This is a genomic window from Pseudomonas sp. S2_H10, assembly GCF_054668285.1.
This window is the reverse complement of record NZ_CP162754.1, coordinates 3,830,226-3,853,399: the sequence shown is the minus strand read 5'-3', so window position 1 is coordinate 3,853,399 and position 23,174 is coordinate 3,830,226. Positions and strand designations below refer to the sequence as shown.

General features: G+C 60.1%; 22 protein-coding genes and 1 tRNA gene. 5 read left to right on the top strand and 18 right to left on the bottom strand.

Annotated elements, in window-relative coordinates; genetic code table 11:
* The first annotated feature begins 54 nt into the window (after positions 1–54).
* Complete coding sequence (locus AB4O16_RS17235) at positions 55–1,059, top strand: AraC family transcriptional regulator (RefSeq protein ID WP_160390793.1); 1,005 nt, start codon at positions 55–57, stop codon at positions 1,057–1,059.
* Position 1,060: 1 nt separating this feature from the next.
* Here the strand turns inward: AB4O16_RS17235 and AB4O16_RS17230 are convergent, their stop codons facing one another.
* The 3 genes from AB4O16_RS17230 to AB4O16_RS17220 all read right to left on the bottom strand — a co-directional run bounded on the left by AB4O16_RS17230 (position 1,061) and on the right by AB4O16_RS17220 (position 3,329).
* The gene (locus AB4O16_RS17230) at positions 1,061–2,287 is read right to left on the bottom strand and encodes a type II toxin-antitoxin system HipA family toxin (RefSeq protein ID WP_460155381.1); all 1,227 of its coding nucleotides are present in this window, start codon (positions 2,285–2,287) and stop codon (positions 1,061–1,063) included.
* Positions 2,280–2,528, bottom strand: a complete 249-nt coding sequence (locus AB4O16_RS17225) for a helix-turn-helix domain-containing protein (protein WP_160390795.1) — start codon at positions 2,526–2,528, stop codon at positions 2,280–2,282. Before AB4O16_RS17225 ends, AB4O16_RS17230 begins: the two co-directional genes overlap by 8 nt.
* Before the next feature lie 114 nt (positions 2,529–2,642).
* Positions 2,643–3,329, bottom strand: a complete 687-nt coding sequence (locus AB4O16_RS17220; RefSeq protein WP_460155380.1) for a Crp/Fnr family transcriptional regulator — start codon at positions 3,327–3,329, stop codon at positions 2,643–2,645.
* Between the two features lie 83 nt (positions 3,330–3,412).
* Between AB4O16_RS17220 and AB4O16_RS17215 the strand changes: the two genes are divergently transcribed.
* Positions 3,413–3,937: an Mpo1 family 2-hydroxy fatty acid dioxygenase gene (locus AB4O16_RS17215; protein WP_160390797.1), complete on the top strand. Its 525-nt coding sequence runs from the start codon at positions 3,413–3,415 to the stop codon at positions 3,935–3,937.
* Between the two features lie 89 nt (positions 3,938–4,026).
* On the opposite strand, the gene AB4O16_RS17210 is transcribed toward AB4O16_RS17215, so the two are convergent.
* From AB4O16_RS17210 to dibA, 6 genes are all read right to left on the bottom strand, one after another.
* Positions 4,027–5,016, bottom strand: a complete 990-nt coding sequence (locus AB4O16_RS17210) for a sulfate/molybdate ABC transporter ATP-binding protein (RefSeq protein WP_160390798.1) — start codon at positions 5,014–5,016, stop codon at positions 4,027–4,029.
* 3 nt (positions 5,017–5,019) lie between these two features.
* Complete coding sequence (gene cysW / locus AB4O16_RS17205; RefSeq protein WP_008068643.1) at positions 5,020–5,889, bottom strand: sulfate ABC transporter permease subunit CysW; 870 nt, start codon at positions 5,887–5,889, stop codon at positions 5,020–5,022.
* A gap of 12 nt (positions 5,890–5,901) precedes the next feature.
* Entirely contained in the window at positions 5,902–6,720 is an 819-nt protein-coding gene (gene cysT, locus AB4O16_RS17200; RefSeq protein WP_007972956.1) for a sulfate ABC transporter permease subunit CysT, read from the bottom strand.
* A 69-nt stretch (positions 6,721–6,789) separates the two neighbouring features.
* Positions 6,790–7,803: a sulfate ABC transporter substrate-binding protein gene (locus AB4O16_RS17195; protein WP_460155379.1), complete on the bottom strand. Its 1,014-nt coding sequence runs from the start codon at positions 7,801–7,803 to the stop codon at positions 6,790–6,792.
* Between the two features lie 74 nt (positions 7,804–7,877).
* Positions 7,878–8,060: a sulfur starvation response protein OscA gene (oscA, locus tag AB4O16_RS17190; protein WP_007975618.1), complete on the bottom strand. Its 183-nt coding sequence runs from the start codon at positions 8,058–8,060 to the stop codon at positions 7,878–7,880.
* A gap of 262 nt (positions 8,061–8,322) precedes the next feature.
* Positions 8,323–10,239: a phosphodiesterase DibA gene (gene dibA / locus AB4O16_RS17185; protein WP_460155378.1), complete on the bottom strand. Its 1,917-nt coding sequence runs from the start codon at positions 10,237–10,239 to the stop codon at positions 8,323–8,325.
* Positions 10,240–10,386: 147 nt separating this feature from the next.
* Here dibA and desA point away from each other — a divergent pair, with 147 nt between their 5' ends.
* Both desA and AB4O16_RS17175 read left to right on the top strand, forming a co-directional pair.
* A complete protein-coding gene (gene desA / locus AB4O16_RS17180) occupies positions 10,387–11,571 on the top strand; it encodes a delta-9 fatty acid desaturase DesA (RefSeq protein ID WP_460155377.1) in 1,185 nt (394 codons plus the stop codon).
* A gap of 238 nt (positions 11,572–11,809) precedes the next feature.
* Positions 11,810–12,799, top strand: a complete 990-nt coding sequence (locus tag AB4O16_RS17175) for a GGDEF domain-containing protein (RefSeq protein WP_160390801.1) — start codon at positions 11,810–11,812, stop codon at positions 12,797–12,799.
* A gap of 118 nt (positions 12,800–12,917) precedes the next feature.
* On the opposite strand, the gene AB4O16_RS17170 is transcribed toward AB4O16_RS17175, so the two are convergent.
* From AB4O16_RS17170 to gabD, 3 genes are all read right to left on the bottom strand, one after another.
* Positions 12,918–14,132 carry a response regulator gene (locus tag AB4O16_RS17170; protein WP_160390802.1) on the bottom strand — a complete coding sequence of 405 codons (1,215 nt, stop codon included), beginning with the start codon at positions 14,130–14,132 and terminating at the stop codon, positions 12,918–12,920.
* Between the two features lie 135 nt (positions 14,133–14,267).
* Entirely contained in the window at positions 14,268–15,545 is a 1,278-nt protein-coding gene (gabT, locus tag AB4O16_RS17165; protein ID WP_150716098.1) for a 4-aminobutyrate--2-oxoglutarate transaminase, read from the bottom strand.
* Between the two features lie 185 nt (positions 15,546–15,730).
* The gene (gabD, locus tag AB4O16_RS17160; protein WP_110660876.1) at positions 15,731–17,173 is read right to left on the bottom strand and encodes an NADP-dependent succinate-semialdehyde dehydrogenase; all 1,443 of its coding nucleotides are present in this window, start codon (positions 17,171–17,173) and stop codon (positions 15,731–15,733) included.
* Between the two features lie 350 nt (positions 17,174–17,523).
* Here gabD and AB4O16_RS17155 point away from each other — a divergent pair.
* A tRNA-Arg gene (locus tag AB4O16_RS17155) sits at positions 17,524–17,600 on the top strand.
* Positions 17,601–17,671: 71 nt separating this feature from the next.
* Here AB4O16_RS17155 and AB4O16_RS17150 read toward each other — a convergent pair.
* The 6 genes from AB4O16_RS17150 to AB4O16_RS17125 form a co-directional block, all read right to left on the bottom strand.
* A complete protein-coding gene (locus tag AB4O16_RS17150; RefSeq protein ID WP_460155376.1) occupies positions 17,672–18,322 on the bottom strand; it encodes a TetR/AcrR family transcriptional regulator in 651 nt (216 codons plus the stop codon).
* Between the two features lie 100 nt (positions 18,323–18,422).
* Positions 18,423–19,781, bottom strand: coding sequence for an MFS transporter (locus tag AB4O16_RS17145; RefSeq protein ID WP_460155375.1), 1,359 nt, complete (start codon positions 19,779–19,781; stop codon positions 18,423–18,425).
* A gap of 183 nt (positions 19,782–19,964) precedes the next feature.
* Complete coding sequence (locus AB4O16_RS17140; RefSeq protein WP_460155374.1) at positions 19,965–20,822, bottom strand: sugar phosphate isomerase/epimerase family protein; 858 nt, start codon at positions 20,820–20,822, stop codon at positions 19,965–19,967.
* Positions 20,810–21,868, bottom strand: coding sequence for a Gfo/Idh/MocA family protein (locus tag AB4O16_RS17135; RefSeq protein ID WP_460155373.1), 1,059 nt, complete (start codon positions 21,866–21,868; stop codon positions 20,810–20,812). Before AB4O16_RS17135 ends, AB4O16_RS17140 begins: the two co-directional genes overlap by 13 nt.
* 297 nt (positions 21,869–22,165) lie before the next feature.
* Positions 22,166–22,372, bottom strand: coding sequence for a hypothetical protein (locus AB4O16_RS17130; protein ID WP_460155372.1), 207 nt, complete (start codon positions 22,370–22,372; stop codon positions 22,166–22,168).
* Positions 22,373–22,460: 88 nt separating this feature from the next.
* On the bottom strand, positions 22,461–23,021 hold the full coding sequence (locus AB4O16_RS17125) for a YbhB/YbcL family Raf kinase inhibitor-like protein (protein ID WP_160390808.1): 561 nt from the start codon (positions 23,019–23,021) through the stop codon (positions 22,461–22,463).
* Between the last annotated feature and the right edge of the window lie 153 nt (positions 23,022–23,174).

The following is a 23,174-nucleotide window of genomic DNA, read 5'->3' as shown; positions in this document are numbered from 1 at the left end:
CTCGCAACGCGGTAGCCGAGAACGCCAACCTGATGACCGGAAGCGCCAATCAGCATGACTGAACCGACCTCCCTCGCCAGCTGGACCCGCGCCCTGCGCAAGCAACTCGATGCCCTCGGTATCGACAGCACTGCCCTGTGCCAGCAAGCCGGGCTCGACCCCAACCTGATGGACGACCCGAACGCGCGCTATCCGCTGTCGCGCACCACGCAGCTGTGGCAATTGGCGGTACTGGCCAGCGGCGACCCGGCGATCGGTTTGCGGGTGTCGCGCTTCGTCAGCCCGACCACCTTCCATGCGCTGGGTTATGCGCTGGTGGCCAGCGGCAGTTTGCGGGAGGTGTTCGAACGTATCGTGCGCTATCACCAGGTCGTCAGCGATGCCCTGGAACTGGAACTGACCCGCGCTGAAGACCGCTACCGTTTCCGACTGAATATCCCTGCCGGCAACCCGGCTCCGGCGTTCGAAGCCATCGATGCGTTCATGGCGATTTACGTGCGCACCTGCCGCAATCGCCTGGGCCGCGACTACGCGCCGCTGGCGACCTACCTGCGCCGCCCGGAGCCGGCCGACGCGCACCAATGGCATAAAGTCTTTCGCTCGCCCGTGCACTTCGGCGCCGACGAAGACCGACTGGAATTTTCCCTCGTCGACTTCGACAGTCACCTGGATGACGCCAACCCGGAACTGGCCGAGCACAATGAGACGGTGCTCAAGCGCACCCTGGCGCAACTCAAGCCGTTGACCTGGGAGCGCAAGGTCCGCGACGCCATCGAGGAACAACTGCCCGAAGGCGAACCCAGCGCCGAACACATCGCCAAGGCCCTGCACCTGAGCCTGCGCAGCCTGCAACGGCACCTGGCCGATGAAGGCTGCCGGTTCGACACGCTGCTCAACGAAAGCCGCGAAAACCTCGCGTTGCTGCACCTGCGTGACCCGCAGGTGTCGCTGAGCGAAATCAGTTATCTGCTCGGCTTTGCCGACACCAGCAGCTTCAGCCGTGCGTTCAAGCGCTGGACGGGGATGACGCCGGGGCAGTTTCGGGATGGGTTGCGCTGATCTAGCCTTTGACCAGGCTGCGCGCCATGCCCTCGCGCCATTGCTCCAGCATTGCCCCGCCAATTTCGGCAAAGGCACTGTTTGCCTTTATGTATTGACCCATCTCGCCCATCGCCACTGCCATCCCATGGATGACTTGTTGCAGCAACTCGTTGCAGCGGCCTTCAGTCAAATTGCAGGCGGAACGGCCAAACCGCATCAGCATTTTGTACTTGGGCCACGCCTTCGATCCGCCCAGTAACAACGCCATGCTATCGGTCTTGATGTAGACCGACGTGGTGATGATGTCGTAGGCAGGTGCCAGGCTGATTGGCGCATCGACACCACAATCTTCGTACAGAACGCCAAAATTCTTGAGGTGCGCGTCGCCATTTTTCAACCCCGATGACAGCGCGACGATTTTGAAAAACGACTCCAGTGCCTGATTGAGCAAAGGCGGAGAAACAAAGGCCTTGATCTGCTTGGCCGCACCTTCGTACGAACCATCGTATTTGGCTTTTGATGGCCAGGCATTGAGCACGCAGAAGTCCTCGAACCCCAGGTAACCTTTTTCATTCAGGTCGAAGCGTTCAACGATCAAAAACTTGCCGTGCTCACTGAGTTCAAGCTTCGGCACCTCAAGACCCGAATGCAACGCCGCCCGCATGCAGAAGTATTCATTGGCAGCGAGCTCCGGGTATTGCTCTGGACGAAAGGTTTTGACCAGGTGCGTCGCCCCCCGATGGGAGAGCCGATCGATGGTTGACGCGCTGTCACGCACCAGTACCTTCGGCTGTACACCGGAAACGCCGGAATACTGACCATAGGTCTGCAAGAGATCCTCGAACAGACCTTGCGCGCCATCATGTACAAGAAGGTCCGCCAAGCTGGTTTCAGGCGGCTGGTCGACTGGACCCTGGGCCTTTGTAATACCGACTCTTCCGAGCTGGTGCGGACCGACGATGGCAAGCATCGAAAAATCATCAAACCCTCGAACGGCCTTGCTGAAGCGACGAGTCAATTCATCGCGCAGAGCGCCCTCAGGCAGATTCATTTCAAAAATCGGTGGAACACCGGGTTCCCACGCGTAACTCTCCAAACGCACCGGCATGGTCAATGAGACAGCGTCTTGTTCGGACGCGTTTTCGGCGTAGGCAAACACGGTATCGATGGGAGACTGGCCACGGCCAAGGGTTCCGATTGCACTGTTGGAAACGCTGATCGCCAGTCGACCCTGCGGCTCATCCATGGAAATCCACCTTTTTCAGGGCGTCCAGCGTCGGCCGCTTCGACTGTCGCGGCACGGCGGTCAGCTCATAACCGAAGCCGTTGAGTATCGCCTCGACCTTGCGCAGACCAATTTCGGAAATGGTGTTGTTTTCGATGCCGGAGATCGTTGCCCGGCTCATTCCGTACTTCTGTGCCACGTCTTGCTGAGAGAGTTTTCTCTCCTTGCGCAAGGTTCGGATCAGTTCGCCAAGGTTTTCCATTGATCACCATGCATCGTATACAGTGCATATATCGTCGATTTGACGAGTATGCATTGTATTTAATGCAGAAGTTGATAGAAGTCCAGCTTCATTTGCTGACGCCCCTATCTAGCATCAAACCAGGGCCAGTTCCCGCAACCGCTCGGCATCGAGGATTTCAATTTCGCCGTAACTCAGCCCGATGATCCCCTGCCCCTGCAAATCCTTAAGGATCTGGTTGGTGGTCTGGCGCGACAGCGACAGCATTGCCGCAAGCTGCTCCTGGGGCAGTTGCAGGATGCGGCGTGGTTCTTCAAGTTCGCCGTAGCCTTCGGCGATCATCAACAAGCGGTGCGCCAGCCGTGCCGGGGCCGGTAACAGGCTCAACTGTTCGAGGTTGATGAAGGTCATGCGCAGTTTCTGGCTCATCAGCAACGCCAGTTGCCGCCAGTGCTGCGGATGCTCGTCGAGCAGCGCCAGCAAGGTGTTCTGGGGAATGTGCAGCAGTGTGCACTGGCCCACGCCGTAGGCATCGTGGGTGCGCGGCTGACCGTCGAACAGGCAGATTTCGCCGAACCAGTGCGGCGGCTCCACCAGGCTCAGCAACGCTTCCTTGCCCTGCTCGCTCACGGCACCGACGCGCACCGCGCCTTCCAGTACCGCGTACAGGCCACAGGGCGGATCGCCGCGTTTGAACAGCCGCTGGCCCGGGGTCAAGCGCCGCAGCCTGGCCACCGACAGCAGGCTATCCTGTAGGGAAACAGGCAAATGGCTGAACCACTGACCGCTCATCAGGCGTGGACGCCAGACCTGCATATCCATGAAAACTCCTAGAGATTGTCGCCTGGCTGACAGAGCGTTAAGTGGCCCCGGGGCATGATCAACTACCCCACAGGAGAACAACAATGAAAAGCCTCGTCGACCACCTCAGTCAATACGCCGCCTACCACCGTGACCCGCGCAACATCGCATCGCACTTTATCGGCATTCCGCTGATCGTGGTGGCCGTCGCGGTGTTGCTGTCCCGGCCGCAATGGTCGCTGGGCGGCGTGTGGCTGTCACCGGCGGTGCTCGTTTCGCTGGCATCGGCGTGGTTTTACCTGCGCCTGGAGTTGCGCTTGGGCGTGTTGATGACCGTGTTGCTCGGGCTGAGTGTCTGGGCCGGTCATGCGCTGGCGCAGCAAAGCACGCTGGTCTGGCTGAGCAGCGGCGTGGCGATGTTTGTGATCGGTTGGGCGATCCAGTTTGTCGGCCATCACTACGAAGGGCGCAAGCCGGCGTTTGTCGACGACGTGACCGGGCTGATTGTCGGGCCGTTGTTCGTGGTGGCCGAGCTGGCGTTCATGCTGGGGATGCGCCATGACCTCAAAGAGCAGATTGAGGCACGGGCGGGTGGGGTGCGGGTCAATCCGAAACGTGCTGCTGTTTAGAGAGCAATCGCGAGCAAGCTCGCTCCCACAGTGGATCTATGGTGTACATGGAACCCTGTGGGAGCGAGCCTGCTCGCGAAGCTGTTGCTTTAGATGTTGGCAACCTTCTGCCAGACCTTCGGCTTGAAGAACAGCGTCTCACCCTTCGCCAAACCAACCAGGCTGTCGTGATCCTTGACCACTTCAGCCTCGATCAGATCGCTCTGCCCTTCGACCTTCAACGTCACCCGTGTGGTCGCGCCAAGCGGACGAATATCGCGCACTTCAGCCGCGTGATGGTCTTCCAGTTCATGACGCGACAGCGACACCTCGTGCGGGCGGAACAGCACGTGCTTGTCTTCGCCCAGGTGCAGACGGTTCGAATCACCGAGGAAGTGATAGACGAAATCGCTGGCCGGGTTTTCGTAGACGTCGCCCGGTGAGCCGATCTGCTCGATCACACCCTTGTTCATCACCACGATGCGGTCGGCGACTTCCATCGCTTCTTCCTGGTCGTGGGTCACGAACACCGAGGTCAGGTTGATGTCTTCGTGCAGACGCGCCAGCCACCGGCGCAGTTCTTTACGGACCTTGGCGTCGAGGGCGCCGAAGGGTTCGTCGAGCAGCAACACTTTCGGTTCCACCGCCAGCGCGCGGGCCAACGCAATGCGTTGACGCTGACCACCGGAGAGTTGTTCCGGGTAGCGGTCCGACAGCCAGTCCAGTTGCACCATGTTCAGCAGTTCATGGACTTTGGTGGCGATCTGGCTTTCGCTCGGGCGCTGGTTTTTCGGTTTCATGCGCAGGCCGAACGCGACGTTGTCGAACACCGTCATGTGGCGGAACAAAGCGTAGTGCTGGAACACGAAACCGACGTTGCGGTCCCGTACGTCGTGGCCGGAAACGTCTTCTCCGTGGAACACGATGTTGCCTTTGTCGGGCGTTTCCAGACCGGCGATGATCCGCAGCAGCGTGGTCTTGCCGCAGCCGGACGGGCCGAGCAGTGCCACGAGTTCGCCGCTGTGGATGTCCAGGCTGATGTTGTCCAGCGCCTTGAACGCGTTGAAATTCTTGCTGACGTTACGCACTTCGATCGACATGAATTATTCCTCCGCGGCGCTGGCGCGCAGGCGGTTAATACGGTTTTCGCTCCACTGCTTGAGCAGCAGGATGAAGAGCGCCAGGATCAGCAACAGGCTCGCCACGGCGAACGCGGCCACGTGGTTGTATTCGTTGTAGAGGATCTCGACGTGCAGCGGCAGAGTGTTGGTCACCCCGCGAATGTGCCCGGAAACCACCGACACCGCACCGAATTCACCCATGGCCCGCGCAGTACACAACACCACGCCATAGATCAGGCCCCATTTGATGTTGGGGACGGTGACGTGCCAGAACATCTGCCAGCCATTGGCCCCGAGCAGGCGCGCGGCCTCCTCTTCCTGGGTGCCTTGCTCCTGCATCAGCGGGATCAGCTCACGGGCCACGAACGGCACGGTGACGAAGATCGTCGCCAGCACGATGCCCGGCAGGGCGAAGACGATCTGGATGTCGTGGTCCTGCAACCACGGCCCGAACAGGCCCTGGGCGCCGAACATCAGCACATAGACCAGACCGGCGATCACCGGCGACACCGAGAACGGCAGGTCGATCAGCGTCACCAGCATGCTCTTGCCGCGGAACGAGTACTTGCTCACGCACCAGGCGGCGCTGACGCCGAACACCAGGTTCAGCGGCACCGAAATCAGTACGGCGATGACCGTGAGCTTCAGTGCCGACAGCGCGTCCGGCTCAAAGATCGCGGTGAAAAACGCCCCGAGACCGAGTTTCAGGCCCTGGGACACCACGATGAACAACGGCAGCAACAGGAACAGGGCAAAAATCAGCCAGCCAAGGCCGATCAGGACTCGCCGCGACGTCGCACTGCCTCGACGGGCAGCGTTGGAGGAAGCGGCAGCAATAGACGATTGGGACATGGGTGCGCCTCCTTATGGGGTTTCGATGCGCCGCTGCAACAAGTTGATCAGCAGCAACAGGACGAAGGAAACCACCAGCATCAGTACACCAATGGACGTGGCGCCGGTGTAATCGTATTGGTCGAGCTTGACCATGATCAGCAGCGGCAGAATCTCGGTTTTCATCGGCATGTTGCCGGCGATGAAAATCACCGAACCGTACTCGCCGACCCCGCGGGCAAAGGCCAGCGCAAAGCCGGTCAGCCATGCCGGCAACAGCGCGGGCAGCAGGATATGGCGGAAAACCTGCAAGGGTTTCGCACCCAGGCACGCGGCCGCTTCTTCGACCTCACGCGGTATGTCTGCCAATACTGGCTGTACGGTACGTACTACGAATGGAAGTGTCACAAAAGTGAGGGCAAGGGTGATGCCCAGAGGGGTGTAGGCAATCTTGAAACCCAGATCCGCTGCAAATTGACCGACCAGGCCGGTAGGGGTGTACAGCGCGGTCAGGGCAATACCGGCCACCGCCGTGGGCAATGCGAACGGCAAGTCGATCATTGCATCGATCACTTTTCGTCCAGGGAAGGTATAGCGCACCAATACCCAGGCCAGCAGCGTGCCGATGATGCCGTTGATGATCGCGGCACACAGGGCGGTGCCGAAGCTGAGCTTCAACGCCGCCAGCACCCGTGGCGCCGAGATGATTGCCCAGAACTGATCCCAGGTAAGTTGAGCGGCATGCACGAACATCGCCGCCAGTGGTATGAGCACAATCAGGCTGAGGTACACCAAGGTGTAGCCCAGCGTCAGCCCGAAGCCGGGTATGACGGGGGAGATACGACGCGACATAAAAGTCCTTGGTTGAGAACGCACAAAGCCCCGAAGGTAAACCCGGGGCTCGTTGATGGCTATTTAAGATTACTGTGCCTGGTAGATCTGGTCGAACACGCCACCATCATTGAAGAATTTCGGCTGTGCGGTTTTCCAGCCGCCGAAGTCCTTGTCGATGCTCACCAGCTCCAGTTTCGGGAACTGCTGGGCGTACTTGGCGGCCACGTCCTTGTCACGCGGGCGATAGAAGTTCTTCGCTGCGATCTCCTGGCCAGCCGGGCTGTACAGGTGCTCGAGGTAGGCTTCGGCGATCTGCTCGTTGCCCTTTTTCTCGGCGTTCTTGTCGACCACCGCCACCGGTGGCTCGGCGAGGATCGACAGCGAAGGCACAACGATCTCGAACTTGTCGGCGCCGCCTTCTTCTTTCAGCGCCAGGAAAGCTTCGTTTTCCCAGGCCAGCAATACGTCGCCCTGACCGTTGTTGACGAAGGTAATGGTCGAGCCGCGAGCGCCGGTGTCCAGCACTGGCACGTGCTTGAACAGGGTTTGCACATATTCCTTGGCCTTGGCTTCGTCACCGCCATTGGCTTTCAGACCATAGGCCCAGGCGGCGAGGAAGTTCCAGCGGGCACCGCCGGAGGTTTTCGGGTTCGGCGTGATCACCGAGACGTCATTCTTGACCAGGTCGCCCCAGTCCTTGATGCCTTTAGGGTTGCCCTTGCGCACCAGGAACACGATGGTCGAGGTGTAGGGAGTACTCGCTTCCGGCAGGCGCTTCTGCCAGTCCGCCGGCAGGGTCTTGCCGAGCTTGGCGATTTCGTCGATATCACCAGCCAGGGCCAGGGTCACGACGTCGGCACGCAGGCCATCGATCACCGCCCGGCCTTGCTTGCCCGAGCCGCCGTGGGATTGCTGGACTTTCACGGTGTCGCCGGCATGATCCTTCTGCCAGAACTTGATGAATTCAGCGTTGTAGTCCTGATACAGCTCGCGGGTCGGGTCGTACGACACGTTGAGCAGTTCGTAGTCCTTGGCAACTGCGGAACCGGCAAAAAGGGCGCTGGCCAGGGCGGCCAAGGCGAAGTGGCGAATCGACGACATGATGAAAGCTCCTGGAATTCTTGGTGTGTTGGCTTTTTCTTATGGATAACGGGAACCGCGATGCCTGTTTCGCCTCAGCCCGGCTTGTTGCCCGGCTGCTGCAAACGGAATTTTTCTTTGCGTTCGATCTGCACCACCTGGGCGTTGTGCACGGTGATTTCCACGGCACCGAAGCGCAGGTCGCGCAGGGCACTCTGGATTTCACGCAGGATGGTGGCTTCGTCTTGACCGTCGACGCTACGCAGGGATGCGCTCATGTTGCTGCTCCTTCAACTGAGAGGTTGCCTCGCAGTGTCGGCACTGCTTGCGGCTTGGGAGCAATACTAGAGAGATGTTGATATTCTTAAAAAGACTATTTAAGAATGTTTATATAACCAGAAGAGATTACTTGAAAGGACAAGGGCTTGAGGCGAATCGCCCGCTTTAAGCCCCATAAAAAACCAAGGAGCCGGCTTGCCGGCGATAGCGGCCTTGAATGCGATGCAAGGTTTGATGGCCCCATCGCCGGCAAGCCGGCTCCTACAGGGATTGAGCCCGGGCCCAGTCGAGCTGCTCCGCCGGCACCGGCCGCCCGAACCAGTAGCCCTGACCCAGATCGCAATCGTGCTCAAGTAGAAAAGCCGCCTGCTCGGCCTGCTCGATCCCCTCGGCATGCACCTGCATGCCCATGCTTTGGGCCAGCGCGATGATCACCCGCGAGATCGCCGCATCATCCTCATCCCAGGGCAATCCGGCGACGAAGCCCTGGTCGATTTTCAGTTTTTGCACCGGCAGACGCTTGAGCCGCAGCAGCGATGAGTAACCCGTGCCGAAGTCGTCGATGGCCAGGCGCACGCCCAGCTCGCGCAGGCGATGCATCTGCTCCAGCGCGACTTCTGGATCATCCATCACCGCGCTTTCGGTCACTTCCAGCTCCAGGCAGGCCGGCTCCAACCCGGTGTCACGCAACACCTGCGCCACCTGCCGGTACAGCTCACGACGGGCGAACAGGCGCGAGGAGATGTTGACCGCAACGAACGACAGCACCACGCCATCCTGCTGCCACTGACACATCTGCCGGCACGCCTGCGCCATGACCCAGGCATCGATTTCGGCAATCAGACCGGTGCGTTCGGCAACCGGGATGAATTCCGCCGGCGACACCAGGCCCCGCTGCGGATGCTGCCAACGTACCAGCGCCTCGACGCCAATCAGGCGACTGGTCTTGAGGTCGTGAACCGGCTGGTAATAAACCCGCAGCTCTTGCTGGTCCAGGGCGCGACGTAGTTCAAAGGCGATCTCGACCCGTTGCTGGGCGTGGGCCGTCAGCTCTTCGGTGTACAGGGCATAGTCATTGCGCCCCGTGCTCTTGGCCTTGAACAGCGCCGAATCGGCATTGCGCAGCAATTGCTCGACGCTCAAGGCATCGCCGGGAAACAGGCTGATGCCGATGCTGGTGTTGATGAACAGCTGGTGCCCGCCAATGAGGAACGGCTCCTTAAGGCCATCGATGATCCGCTGGGCCAAGGCAGCGGCCTGAACCAGTTGCGGACAGCTTTCGGCGAGTATGGCGAACTCATCCCCGCCCAACCGCGCCAGGGTGAAGCCCGGGCCGAACATGGCGCCCAGGCGCTCGGCCACCGCCTTGAGCAACTGATCGCCGATGGTGTGCCCGAGGCTGTCGTTGATCATCTTGAAGTGATCGAGATCGATCATCAGCAGCGCGCAGCCGCGCTTGTGCACCTGCGCCGAAGCCAGGGCCTGCTCGGCGCGGTCGGTGAACAGCAGGCGGTTCGGCAGGTCGGTCAGCGGATCGTGGTGCGCCAGGTGCATCAACTCGTGTTCGGAGTTTTTGATGGCACTGATATCGGAAAACACCGCCACGTACTGGCTCGGCTGACCGTAGTCATCGCGGATCAGGCGGATCGTCTGCCATTGCGGGTAAATTTCACCGCTTTTGCGCCGGTTCCAGATTTCCCCGCTCCATTCCCCGGCGCTTGCGAGCGCGGCGAACATCGCTTGATAGAATTGCGCTGGATGGCGCCCCGACTTGAACATGTTGGGCCGCTGCCCCAGTACATCCTCAGAACCGTAACCGGTGATTTCCATAAAGGCCCGGTTCACATGGACGATCACGCCTTCGCGATTGGTGACCAGCACGCCTTCGCGGGTGCAATCGAACACCGCCGTTGCCTGACGCAGACGCTCGCGGTTGATGTTGCGCTCACGCAATGTGGCGCCGATCCCCAGGCAGCGCAGCAGCCGCGCGCGGGCAATGAAGATCAACCCGGCGCTGAACAACACCCAGACATAACCGTTGATCAGTTGCCATCGCAGTCGCTCGGCGGAGCTATCGAAGAAACTGTTCAATAAATAGCCACTGATCTGCAGCCAAACCACAGAAAGCAACAGATAGAGCAGCGCTGCACGCAAGGCATCGCGATAGGTGGGAGACATCCGACGATCCATGTCCTTACAAAAAGGTTGGAATTATAGTTTAAAGACACATCCAGCCACTCTTATCTGAAAGGGTGACTGGTTTTCTGTGTTGGCTTAGTGATAATGCAACGGCTGTTTTTTTCTTTATCGAGGGCCCTACAGCCTATGTGGTACGAAGGTTTTCTTGGCTTGTCCGCCTGGTCACTGGTGGCAGTCACCCTGCTGATGACCCACGTCACGATCATCGCCGTCACGGTCTATCTGCATCGTTACTCGGCCCATCGCTCCCTGGAGCTGAATGGGGGCCTCAAGCATTTCTTCCGTTTCTGGCTGTGGCTGACCACGGCGCAGAACACCCGCGAGTGGACCGCCATTCACCGCAAGCATCACGCCAAATGCGAAACCGTCGATGATCCGCACAGCCCGGTCGTCAAGGGCTTGTCCACGGTGCTGCGCAAAGGCGCCGAGCTGTACCGCGCCGAAGCGGAGAACCCCGAGACCTTGCGCATCTACGGCAAGAACTGCCCCGAAGACTGGATCGAGCGCAACCTCTACAGCCGTTTCCCGCTGCTTGGCATCGCGATCATGGGCGTTATCGACCTGCTGCTGTTCGGCACCATCGGCATCACCATCTGGGCCATCCAGATGATGTGGATCCCGGTGTGGGCCGCCGGTGTGGTCAATGGCCTGGGCCACGCCGTCGGCTACCGCAACTTCGAATGCCGCGATGCGGCGACCAACCTGGTGCCGTGGGGCATCCTGATTGGCGGCGAAGAACTGCATAACAACCATCACACCTACCCTAACTCGGCAAAACTGTCGGTGAAGAAGTGGGAATTCGACCTGGGCTGGGCATGGATTAAAGTCTTCAGTTTCCTGCGCCTGGCCAAGGTTCAGCGGGTTGCGCCGATCGCCCATCGCGTCGAAGGCAAGGGCAGCCTGGACATGGATACCGCCATGGCGATCCTCAACAACCGCTTCCAGATCATGGCCCAGTACCGCAAGCTGGTGATCGGCCCGCTGGTCAAGCAAGAGCTGGAAAAGGTCGATCACTCGGTCCGTCACCAGTTCCACCGGGCCAAACGCCTGCTCTCGCGGGAGACAAGCCTGCTGGATGACAAACACCACGTGCGCATCCAGAACATGCTCGAGCACAGTCAGGCGCTGAAGGTAATTTACGAGAAACGCCTGGCCCTGCAGCAGATCTGGGTCAAGACCAGCTCAAATGGCCACGACATGCTGGCGGCCATCAAGGACTGGGTACACGAAGCCGAAGCCAGCGGGATTCAATCCCTGCGCGACTTCGCCGATCAGTTGAAAACCTACTCCCTGCGTCCAACCGCCGCCTGACCTGTAGGAGCCGGCTTGCTGGCGATAGCGCCCTGAAAGACGCCATCGCCGGCAAGCCGGACTCCTACCGGCCCGCGTTATCCCGAAGTGACCGTACCGCCCGGCGGGAGCAAGCTCCCTCGCCACAAAAGGCGGGAACTTCATCTGAAAAGCCTTATCTCAAAGACACTTCGCCATCCCCGGCGGGCCCGGTGTCACCGTGATCGATCACGCGGCATGCCCTTTGAGATTTGTGTCGATGGCCCAGAAAAACCTGCAAGACTCATCTCCGTCCGATTGGCCCGAGGCCGCGCAGACCCTGATGGCGCTGATGCACGCCCAGGGCGAAGTCGCACGCTTGAGCGAACGCGAACAGCTGTTCTGCACCTTGCTGGCCAGCATCAACGCCGTGCTGTGGGCATTCGATTGGGAAACCCGTCGGGTGCTTTACGTCAGCCCGGCCTATGAACGGATCTTTGGCCGCTCGGCCGATCGGCTACTGGCCGACTGCAATCAATGGCGCGACAGCATTTACCCTGACGACCTCGACTACGCCGAACGCAGCCTGGCCGAGGTGCTGGACAAAGGCGCCGTCGAAGACCGCGAGTATCGAATCATCGCCGCCGACGGCCAGGTGCGCTGGCTCAGCGACAAATGCTTCATCAACCGTCAGGCCGAGCCCGGTCAGCCGGTGATCATCGTCGGCCTCGCCGAAGACATCACTGACAAGAAGCAGATGGAAACCGAACTGCATCGCCTGGCCACCACCGACGCGCTGACCCAGAGCAGCAACCGCCATCATTTCTTCGAATGCGCTCACCGCGCGTTCGCACACGCACGGCAACAGGGCGAGCCGCTGTCGTTTCTGATGCTGGATATTGATGACTTCAAAACGATCAATGACACCTACGGCCACCAGGAAGGCGACAACGTGTTGCAACGCATTGCCGAAAGCGGACGCGCCGCGTTGCGCCGTCGCGACCTGTTCGGGCGCATTGGCGGTGAGGAATTTGCTGCGGTGTTCCCCGGGTGCACGCCACAGATGGCCCTGCAAGTGGCTGAACGCCTGCAACGGCAGATCCAGCAAATGCGCTTCAATCATGAAGGCCAGACGTACGGCATCACCGTCAGCCAGGGCCTGACCAGCCTGAGCGCCGCGGACAAAAACGTGGAGGACCTGTTTTCCCGGGCGGATGCCGCGATGTATCAGGCCAAGCGCGAGGGCAAGAACCGGATTGTTACTGCCTGATCAAGCCCCCCTGTAGGAGCTGGCTTGCCAGCGATTGCGGAGCATCAGGCGACTAAGATGCTGGATGGGACGACCCCATCGCGGGCAAGCCCGCTCCCACAGGGAATCGCGTGAAAACCTATTTTTTGCGCAGGCGCATCAACTCCGGCAAGCCGATCTTGAGCAACCGCGCCGTCCGGCTCTTCGCCAGCTCCTCGATGCCCTCATGCTCGGTCAGGCGCGCCATCTGCGCCGCCATGTTCATCACCAGCGCTTCGCGGGAATAAACCCCGCCACCGAGCTGGTAGGCCGCCGCAATCAGCTCCCGCAGCTCCAGTGGCAGACGCCAGCGCGTGCGCAGGGCCGAACCGTAGGCGGCGCCATATTCAACCAGCGCTTCACCCACTTCCTCCAACTCGTCCAGCTCGCCGCCGGCCTGTTGCCATTCCTGCAAACAGCGCAGCAACGCCAGATCGCCAAGACGATGCAACATGCCAGCGCAATAACAACGCTCCTGATCCAGATCGAGCAAGCGCGCCAGGGTTCGCGCATATTCGGCGGTGTGCAGTGACAGGTTCCAGTAGCGCTCGGCATAGTCGGCCAATTGCGGATCGCTGAGCCGGGCACTGCGCTTGAGCGCCAGCCCGAGAATCAGGTTCATGCTCTGCCCGGTGCCCAGGCAATGCAGCGCCTGGGACAGGGTTTGCACAGCGACGCCGCGGTGCTGGGCCGCACTGTTGGCAGCCGCGATCAGCACGGCCGTCACCTGCGGATCGGTGCGAATTTCGTCTTCCAGCACCGTCAGGTCGAGGCCATTGGGGTTGAGGCTGCGTTTGACCGCCACTTGCACGTCGGTCATCAGCGGCGCGCCCTCGGCCAATTCCCGTCGACGCTCCAGATACACCGTCAACGTCATGCCCGGCGCCAGCGACGGCACTTCGCACGCGACTTCTTCGCCGGCGTGCAGCAGCAACCCCTGCAACCGATGGGTCAGGCTTTCCATGTTCAGGGGCTTGGTCAGATACGCGGCCGGCGCCAGGGGTAAAGCCTCGCGCACGCTGGCACTGTCGTTGCGGCTGCTCATTAGAATGAACGGCAGGGGTGGATTACGTTTGCGCTGGCGGATGCTGCGCAGCACATTCAGGCCATCGACGCCCGGCAACTCCCAGTCGGCGATGACCAGGTCATAGGGGTTGGCAGCCAGCAGCTCCAGCGCCTGCTGACCATCGGCGCACAAATCCAGTCGCGCATCGCAGCGTACGTTCAACAACACTTCCTTGAGCAGATCCCGGGACCAGGGGTCGGCCTCGGCGATCAGCACTCTCGGAACCGCGGGTAAAATGACGGTTGTCATACAGCTCTCCCTGGCAATGCAAGAACCTTAGCCAATGCTGGCCATTCGATACAGCGCTAATGCGCGGGATACGTTTCAAGAGGCATGAAAAAACCCGCCGAAGCGGGTTTTTTGTGGATCAGGTCACACCGGGGATCACAGCTCGGAGAAGCACTCTTCGATGATCGCCAGACCTTTGTCCAGTTGCTCGTCCGGCGAGGTCAGCGGTACCAGGACGCGCAGAACGTTGCCGTAGGTGCCGCAGGACAGCAGGATCAGGCCCTTGTCGCGAGCCTTGGCGACAACGGATGCCACGGCTGCAGCGTTCGGCTTGTGGCTGTCGCCGTTTTCGAACAGCTCGACCGCGATCATCGCGCCCAGGGCACGGACTTCGCCGATCACCGGGTACTTGGCCTGGATGGCCTTCAGGCCGGTTACCAGACGCTCGCCGACTGCCTTGCAGCGGTCCAGCAGGTTCTCTTCTTCGAACACTTCCATCACGGCCAGGGCCGCGGCGCAAGCGATCGGGCTACCGGCGTAGGTGCCGCCCAGGCCGCCTGGAGCGATGGCGTCCATGTATTCGGCCTTGCCGCACACACCGGCCAGCGGGAAGCCGCCAGCGATGGATTTGGCGAAGGTGGTCAGGTCGGCAGCAACGCCCATCTGTTCCATGGCGAAGAAGGTGCCGGTACGGCCAGCGCCAGTCTGTACTTCGTCAGCGATCAGCAGGATGCCGTGCTGGTCGCACAGGGCACGCAGACGTTTCATGAACGCTGGAGGCGCGACGTAGAAACCACCTTCGCCCTGAACCGGCTCGATGATGATTGCAGCGATGTCACGCGGCTCGGCATCGTTCTTGAAGATGCGTTCGATGGAGGCGATCGAATCGTCGATGCTCACACCGTGCAGCTCGTTCGGGTACAGCGCGCGGAACACGCCGCCTGGCATCAGGCCCATGCCGGCCGAGTAAGGCACGACTTTACCGGTCAGGCCCAGGGTCATCATGGTGCGACCGTGGTAAGCGCCGGTGAACGCGATTACACCGGCACGGCCAGTGGCGGCACGGGCGATTTTCACGGCGTTTTCCACGGCTTCGGAACCGGTGGTGACCAGCAGGGTTTTCTTGGCGAAATCACCTGGCACCTTGGCGTTGATTTTTTCGCACACTTCTACGTACGGTTCGTAGGCCAGAACCTGGAAGCAAGTGTGGGTCAGCTTGTTCAGCTGCTCGGTCACGGCGGCGATGATTTTCGGGTGCACGTGGCCGGTGTTCAGCACGGCAATACCGCCGGCGAAGTCGATGAACTCGCGACCTTCAACGTCGGTCACGGTAGCGTTCTTCGCGGACTCGGCGAAGATCGGGTGAATCTGGCCAACACCACGTGGAACTGCGTTGGTACGGCGGGCCATCAAATCAGCGTTAGTCTTGCTCATTACATTCCTCATTCGCCGCTCATCGGTCGGCGTGGTTCAAGGATAAAGCGACGGGGATCAACGGCGGCAGCATGCGATGATCGACTGCCACAGCGTTCCCGGTCACCGAGAATATTCCGGTTTGAAGCGGCGCAAAGGGACAGCGCTCTCGTGCCCTTTGCGCTTGAAGCAATGCCGTGCCGGGCTTAGATGCCCAGGCAGAGGTATTTGATTTCCAGGTAATCTTCGATGCCGTACTTGGAGCCTTCACGGCCCAGGCCCGAGGCCTTGATGCCACCGAACGGCGCGACTTCGTTGGAGATCAACCCGGTGTTGACGCCGACCATGCCGTATTCCAGAGCTTCAGCCACACGGAACACACGACCCAGGTCGCGGGCATAGAAGTACGAGGCCAGACCGAACTCGGTGTCGTTGGACATCGCGATCACGTCGGCTTCGTCTTTGAAGCGGAACAGTGGAGCCAGTGGGCCGAAGGTTTCTTCCTTGGCCACGGCAGCGTTGTTCGGCACATTGGTCAGGATGGTCGGCTCGAAGAAGTTGCCTTCCATCGGCTTGCCGCCGGACAACACGGTGGCGCCTTTGGAAATGGCGTCAGCGATGTGCTCCTGAACCTTGGCCACGGCTTTTTCGTCGATCAGCGGGCCAGTGGTGGTGCCGTCTTCCAGACCGTTGCCGATCTTGAGCTTGGCCACAGCCACTTTCAGCTTCTCGGCGAACGCGTCGTAGACCGAATCCTGAATGTACAGGCGGTTGGCGCAGACGCAGGTCTGGCCGTTGTTGCGGTATTTGGAAATGATCGCGCCTTCGACGGCCTTATCCAGGTCGGCGTCGTCGAACACGATGAACGGCGCGTTGCCGCCCAGTTCCAGGGACACTTTCTTGATGTCCTTGGCGCATTCCGACATCAGTTGACGACCGATTTCGGTCGAACCGGTGAAGGACAGCTTGCGCACGATCGGGTTGCTGGTCAGCTCGCTGCCGATGTCGCCGGCGCTGCCGGAAACCACGCTGAACACGCCAGCCGGGATGCCGGCACGCTGGGCCAGTTCAGCCAGGGCGAAGGCGGAAAACGGAGTTTGCGAAGCAGGCTTGAGCACCATGGTGCAACCGGCGGCCAGGGCCGGGCCGGCTTTACGGGTGATCATGGCAGCCGGGAAGTTCCACGGGGTGATTGCAGCGGTCACGCCGATCGGCTGCTTGATCACGATCAGGCGCTTGTCTGGCTGGTGGCCCGGAATCACGTCACCGTAGATGCGCTTGGCTTCTTCGGCGAACCATTCGATGAAGGAAGCGGCGTAAACGATTTCGCCCTTGGCTTCGGCCAATGGCTTGCCTTGTTCCAGGGTCATCAGGCGAGCCAGGTCGTCCTGGTTCTCGATGATCAGCTCGTACCAGCGACGCAGCTTGTTCGCACGCTCTTTGGCGGTCAGTGCACGCCAGGCCGGCAGCGCTTTGTCAGCGGCTTCGATTGCACGGCGGGTTTCGGCAGCGCCCATTTTCGGCACGGTGCCCAGAATTTCGCCCGTTGCCGGGTTGTTGACCTTGATCGTCTGACCATTGTCCGCATCAACCCACGCGCCATCGATGAAGGCTTGCTGGCGGAACAACTGGGTGTCTTTAAGCTGCATGTCGGCTTTCCTTAACAGCACCGCATAAAGATGCGGAGCGAATTATGATTGTAGAAAGGCGCCTCGATAGGCTGCCGTCAGGGAAATCATTCACCGGGCTGAAGCACATAAAAAGCGCACTGATTCAAATCGTGCGGCTCAGCACCCAGACAAGAGCGTTTGAAATCTCAAACGAATCCTAGGATCAAAGGGGGTAAAGGACAATAGCCTGTTCGAAAAAAAGAACGAAAACGACGCTTTTGCCTATTTTTTCTGATCAACGTAGCGAACGAGCATTACAGCTTTAAAAAAACGCAGGCGATTCAGCAGCATGGACGCCCGCAATGCATATGCGTATCATGGCGCCCGCTGCACCAGTAGCTCAGCTGGATAGAGTACTGCCCTCCGAAGGCAGGGGTCGTGGGTTCGAATCCCGCCTGGTGCACCATACGCAGAAACAAGAAAGCCCCAGGCCTTGCAGGCCCGGGGCTTTTTTGTTGGCTGTGAAACCGATGCATCTCACCGCACCAGATACCCCAAAATCACCTCTGTCACATGGGACAGTCGCTCATTGAGCGCCTTGGGCGTCACCAGGTCACGACCATGAATGGTCGACAAGGTGTGCTGGTTTGCCAGGTAAAAGTAGGTCAGGCCCACCAGGGTGAAATACAGCTGTACCGGATCGACCCCACCACGAAACACGCCGTCGACTCGGCCCTGCTCCAGAATCCGACCCAGGCTATCCACCAGCGATGAGCGAAACTCCGGCAAACGGGCAGACGTCGCCAGGTAGCGGGCACGGTGCAGGTTTTCGTTATTCACCAGCGCCATGAAATCGGGGTGTTCGTTGTAGAAGCGCCACGAGAACTCGATGATCCGGCGAATGGCATCCATCGGCTGCTGGCCTTCAAGATCCAGCTCGCGCTCGGCCTGACGAAGCTCCAGGTAGCCCTCTTCCAGCACGCAAAGAAAAAGCTCTTCCTTGCTGGCGTAGTAGTAATAGATGAGACGCTTGTCGACACCGGCACGCTCGGCGATGTCTTCGAGGCGGGCACCTTCGAGCCCTTGCTCGGCGAACACCGAACGGGCGGCCACAAGGATCGTTTGCTGCGTACGCCTGGCGTTGCGCGTGCGCTTGCCTTGGGTTGCTTCGTTGATTGAGTCGGTCATGAGCTGGAAAGTGGCCGGGATCCTGATGACTGAGGTTTCGCAGAATACCCGAAGTCAGCGACTGCGGTGGAGGCCAGTTCCCCAACCTCCACCACATTACTCAGTCAGTGCTCGCCCGATACACGCCGCCAGGCTGTACCTGGGGCGTTTCAGTGGGGACGTCCCTGCCCAGATCCTCCATTTCGACGTTGTAGGTTTCCCGCGCCGTCCAGGTCGCATATGCCGCAATGGCGCAGGCCAGCAGAGTCAGACAGGCCGCAGGCAGCCAGGGCCGGGTGCTATTGGTCATGAAAGCGGCAGCGATGATCGGCGCGAACCCCGACAGCGCAAAGCCAACCTGGGTGCCGATGGCCATGCCCGACAAGCGCACCCGGGTGCTGAACATTTCGCCAAAGAACGCCGGCCAGATGCCGTTTGCCGCACTGAAAAAGATGCCCGACATCAATATCCCCAGCACAAAGGCAAGCGGCAGGTTGTGCTGCTCGAGCGACCACAGGTACGGAAACATCATTGCGCCGCTGGCCAGCACACCGAACAGATACACCGGTCGGCGTCCAATGCGATCGGACAGCTTCGCCCACAGCGGAATGGCGAACAGTGCCACGACGTTGGTCGTGATGGTCAGCCAGAGCATGGTGCTGCGCTCGACACCGACGATGTTCACCGCATACGACAGCGAGAAAATGCCGAACACCGTACTGACCGTGGACACCATCGCCGCCAATGCGACACGCACGACATCGCTCTTGTAGTCGGCAAACAGCGTCGCCAGCGGCATCCGTGCGGTCTGATTGCGCTCACGCTCTTCCTGGAACACCGGTGTCTCTTCGATATTGCGTCGAATCAGGTAACCGACAATCAACACCACCACACTCAGCCAGAACGGAATTCGCCAGCCCCACGACAACAGTTGCTCCTCGGGCAGGCTGGAGATCGGCAGAAATACCAGCGTCGCCAGAATCAGCCCCGCCTGGGTACCGCTCAAGGTGAAGCTGGAGAAGAAGGCGCGCTGCTTCGAAGGCGCATGCTCAAGCGTCATCGAGTTCGCGCCAGCCTGCTCGCCGGAAGCGGAAAACCCCTGACACAAGCGCAGTATCACCAGCATGATCGGCGCGGCAATGCCGATACTGTCGTAGCTCGGCAGACAGCCAACCAGAAATGTCGAAACGCCCATCAGCAGCAGGGTCAATACCAGCACCCGCTTGCGTCCGAACTTGTCGCCAAGGTGCCCGAGAAACAACGCACCGACAGGTCGCGCAATGTAACCGACGCCAAAGGTGGCCAACGCCAGCAATATGCCGGTGGCCGGTGCGGAAGCCGGAAAGAAAACCTTGCCGAAGACCAGCGCCGCCGCCGTGCCGTAGATGAAAAAGTCGTAATACTCCATTGCACTACCGATCCAGCCCGCAATTGCAGCTTTGCCCGGCGTTTTTTTATGCTCTGTTGCCTGGGTGTTCATGCTACCTCCGATACCGCTTTACGGCCGCCCATGGGGATACGGGGATTGCCCGTACCCTGGATGCCTTATTGTTTTTGTTGTTGAGTCCAGCCAGCCGCGATCCGGCAAACGACTGTGTTGATCGTCAGGTCAGTCGATGAAACCCTCCTCAATAATGATCCCGCGCCTGACTTCTCTTTCGGCTCAGTGATAGAAGGTCGACGTTTCGGCGAGCTCGGCGAAGGCGTCAGTCTCCAGGCTGGCAAGCAGCACCCGGGTTTTCTCCAGCATGCGTCGCGCCCGCTCCACCGCCGGCAATTCACTTGCAAGGCGACGCATCGGCACTTCCAGGCTAAGCGGGATATGGGAGGGCATCGCCCTCAACAAACCACACAGATCCAGGCCGCCGTCACCCGGCATCAGGCGTTCGTTGCGGGCCTGATATAGCAAAGTGTCGAGCTTGTCGGGGCGTTCCGCCGGAGCATCGCAAAGCTGCATCAATCGGAAGTACTGCGCAGGGAGTCCGGCCAATGCGTCGACGCGATCGCCCGCACGGTCGAAGTGGATCGGGTCGACCAGAATGCCGGCATTCGCACAGCCCGCCGCTTCGATCAGCCGCACCGCCGCGCCGAGATTGTCGATCGCCACCCAAGGTGTCGGCTCCAGATTGGCACTGATGCCGAACTCACCCGCCAGCTCGCAAAAACCGGCGAACAAATCCGTCATCTGTGAGAAGTCTTCCACCTGGCCCGACACCACGGCATTGCGCGCGCCCAGCAGAGCGCCGGTCTCCAGCGCACCGCGAAAACCATCGAGCTGCGTGGTCGACTGCAACCGAAACAGCTCGATGTCCGACACTTTCACCCCGGTATCACGCAAACGCCGGGCAACCTCGCGAATCAGCGGCGTATTGCCGACGCTGTTGTGGCGCGGCTCGTCGGGAGTCGCTGGAATCAGCCGTAAACCGACGCAGTCGAAACCGGTCAACGCCGCGCACTCAATCATTGCCACGGGCGACAGCTCCAGGTGCGAGAGCGGCGCCAGGCCGATCAGGCGGCCCATGACGAGTCCCCCCCCAGCTGCACCGAGCCGCCGGAGCGAGATGCCGCATGGACCGCCAGCGTTGCTTCGAGTGTGCGCAGGCCGTCTTCGGCAGAGCACACAGGCTGCTCAAGCCCTTCGATCACCGCACAGAAGTGGCGCATCTGCTCGGCGTAGGGGCAGCCGATATGCGGCACCGAGCGCTCAACCGTGATTGCGTCGTGCCAACCGGGATTGTCGCGATAGCGCCAGAGCTCCAGGCGCGGCAGCGTAAGCGAGCCCTCCGTGCCGGAAAAGAAATGCGAGTTGACGTCGTCCTGACGCGCAAAGCGCTCTGCCTCACCGGCCGACAAGTCCCAGTTCCAGGGTGCCGCCGTGGTATCCGAGACCGACACGGTGCCCAGCGCGCCGTTGCGGAATCGCAGCATCACCGCCGCAGTGTCTTCCACTTCAAAGTGACGAATACGGTTGGAGGTGATCGCTTGCAGACTCTCGATCTCACCGAAGAGAAAGCGCAACAGGTCGATATCGTGGATCAGGTTGATAAGCACCGGCCCGCCACCAACCTGCCGCCGCCAGGAGGTTTCGAAATACTCCTCAGGCTTGAGCCAGGTACAGAGCGCAGTCACGCTGACCGGCCGACCCAGCAGGCCGGCATCAACGATGGACTTGGCCTGGCGCATGATCGGGTTATAACGCCGCTGGTGACCGACAAGCGCCGGTACGCCATTGGCAGCAGCGGCAGCACAGATTCGCCGAGCGTTTTCCAAGGTATCGGCAATCGGTTTTTCCACCAGCACCGCGACTTTTTGCGTGAGGCAGTCGACGGCAACATCGGCGTGGGTCACGTTGGGTGTCGCCACCACGACACCGCGCGGCTTGGCCACCTGCAACATCGCGCTGTAGTGCTCGAACCACGGCACCCCCAACGAAGCCGCCAACGCCTGCGCCGCCGGCGAAGGATCGGCAATGCCCACCAGTTCCACGTTATCCGCCGCCATGGCGCGTTCGATGTGTGTCTTGCCGATGAGGCCAGCACCAATGACGCCGATAGGGATTTTTTTCACGTTATTTCCTACTTCGGGGAATTAATCATCGAGACCTTATTCGCAAGGTACTGAATAAAGCCGTAAACACAGCACAGTAAATGCCACTGGGTATAGATTATTTCCCTAGAAAAGGAATTTCAACTCGTTATATTTTCCGATAAAACTACATAAAATCTTTATATTTCAGGAATCTATTCATTTTTTATTCCAAAATAGCAACAAAAAACAATCATCAAGAATAAATTAGTATAATTGTATTCACCGTATCGGGAATTAAAGAGATCCACGCACAAAAAAACCGCCGAAGCGGTTTTTTCATTCTGTCGTCCAGTCGAACTCGTCGTATTCATCATCCTCGTCGTCCTCGAAAAACGCCTCTTCAAGGTCGTCGTCTTCAACAGTCGCCTCTTCCGGCTGGTTCAGCAGAAAATCCTTGCGACTCTCGGTAATCGCTCGCCGCAGTTCCTCGCCCTTTTGCGGGCAGTTGAGCATTTGGGCGATGCGGTCGATTTTTTTTGCCACGGCATCCTCCAACGCATCGGCTATGTCCCGATATTGCGCGCTTTCGGGCCGGGATGACAAATGGCTGCGTTAACTGATGAAAAATTCTTCAGCGGTGATAGCGCCGTACCACGCTGCTGTTTTTCAGCACATGACCTTTGATTTTTTCCAGCAACTGCGCACGGGTCAGGCCGGCGGGCAAGGCGTCAGGGGCCAGGTCCAGGGCGTAGATCTGGATGATGTAATGGTGCGCGCTGTCGCCAACGGGTGGGCAAGGGCCGATGTAGCCTGTGGTGTTTTTGCTGTTGGTTCCGCCGACACCCTCAAGGCCGGGTTTGCTCCCGGCGCCGGCCGGGATCTGGTGGGTGGCGGCCTTGATGCCGTAATGCACCCACTGATCGAGGCCCTGGCCTTTCTGGCCGTCCGGGTCGTGCATGACGATGGCGTAGCTTTGGGTGGCCGCCGGGCCGGTGTTCCAGTTCAACGCAGGGGAAATGTTGTGTCCGCCGCAGCCAGCGGCATCGCTGGCGGCGGCCGACGTGAACAAGCGGTCGTCGGAGACACCGGGAATGTTCAGGGTGAAGCGTTCCTGGGCCTGCGCCGGGAATTGCACGCAAAGGGCGACTGCCAGGGCCGCGAGCCAAGGGTTCATTGAGGTCAATCGGGGCATACCGGAGCACCTTGTGCGTGTTGGGCCGTCGTCGGCGTGCAAACTATAGCCGGAGCGTTCACGCCTTGGCAGGGGGAATTGGCTGAACCTTGCGATAAAGAATTCCGGACAGCAAAACGCCCGGCGCCTGCGCGATGCAGAGGCCGGGCGTTA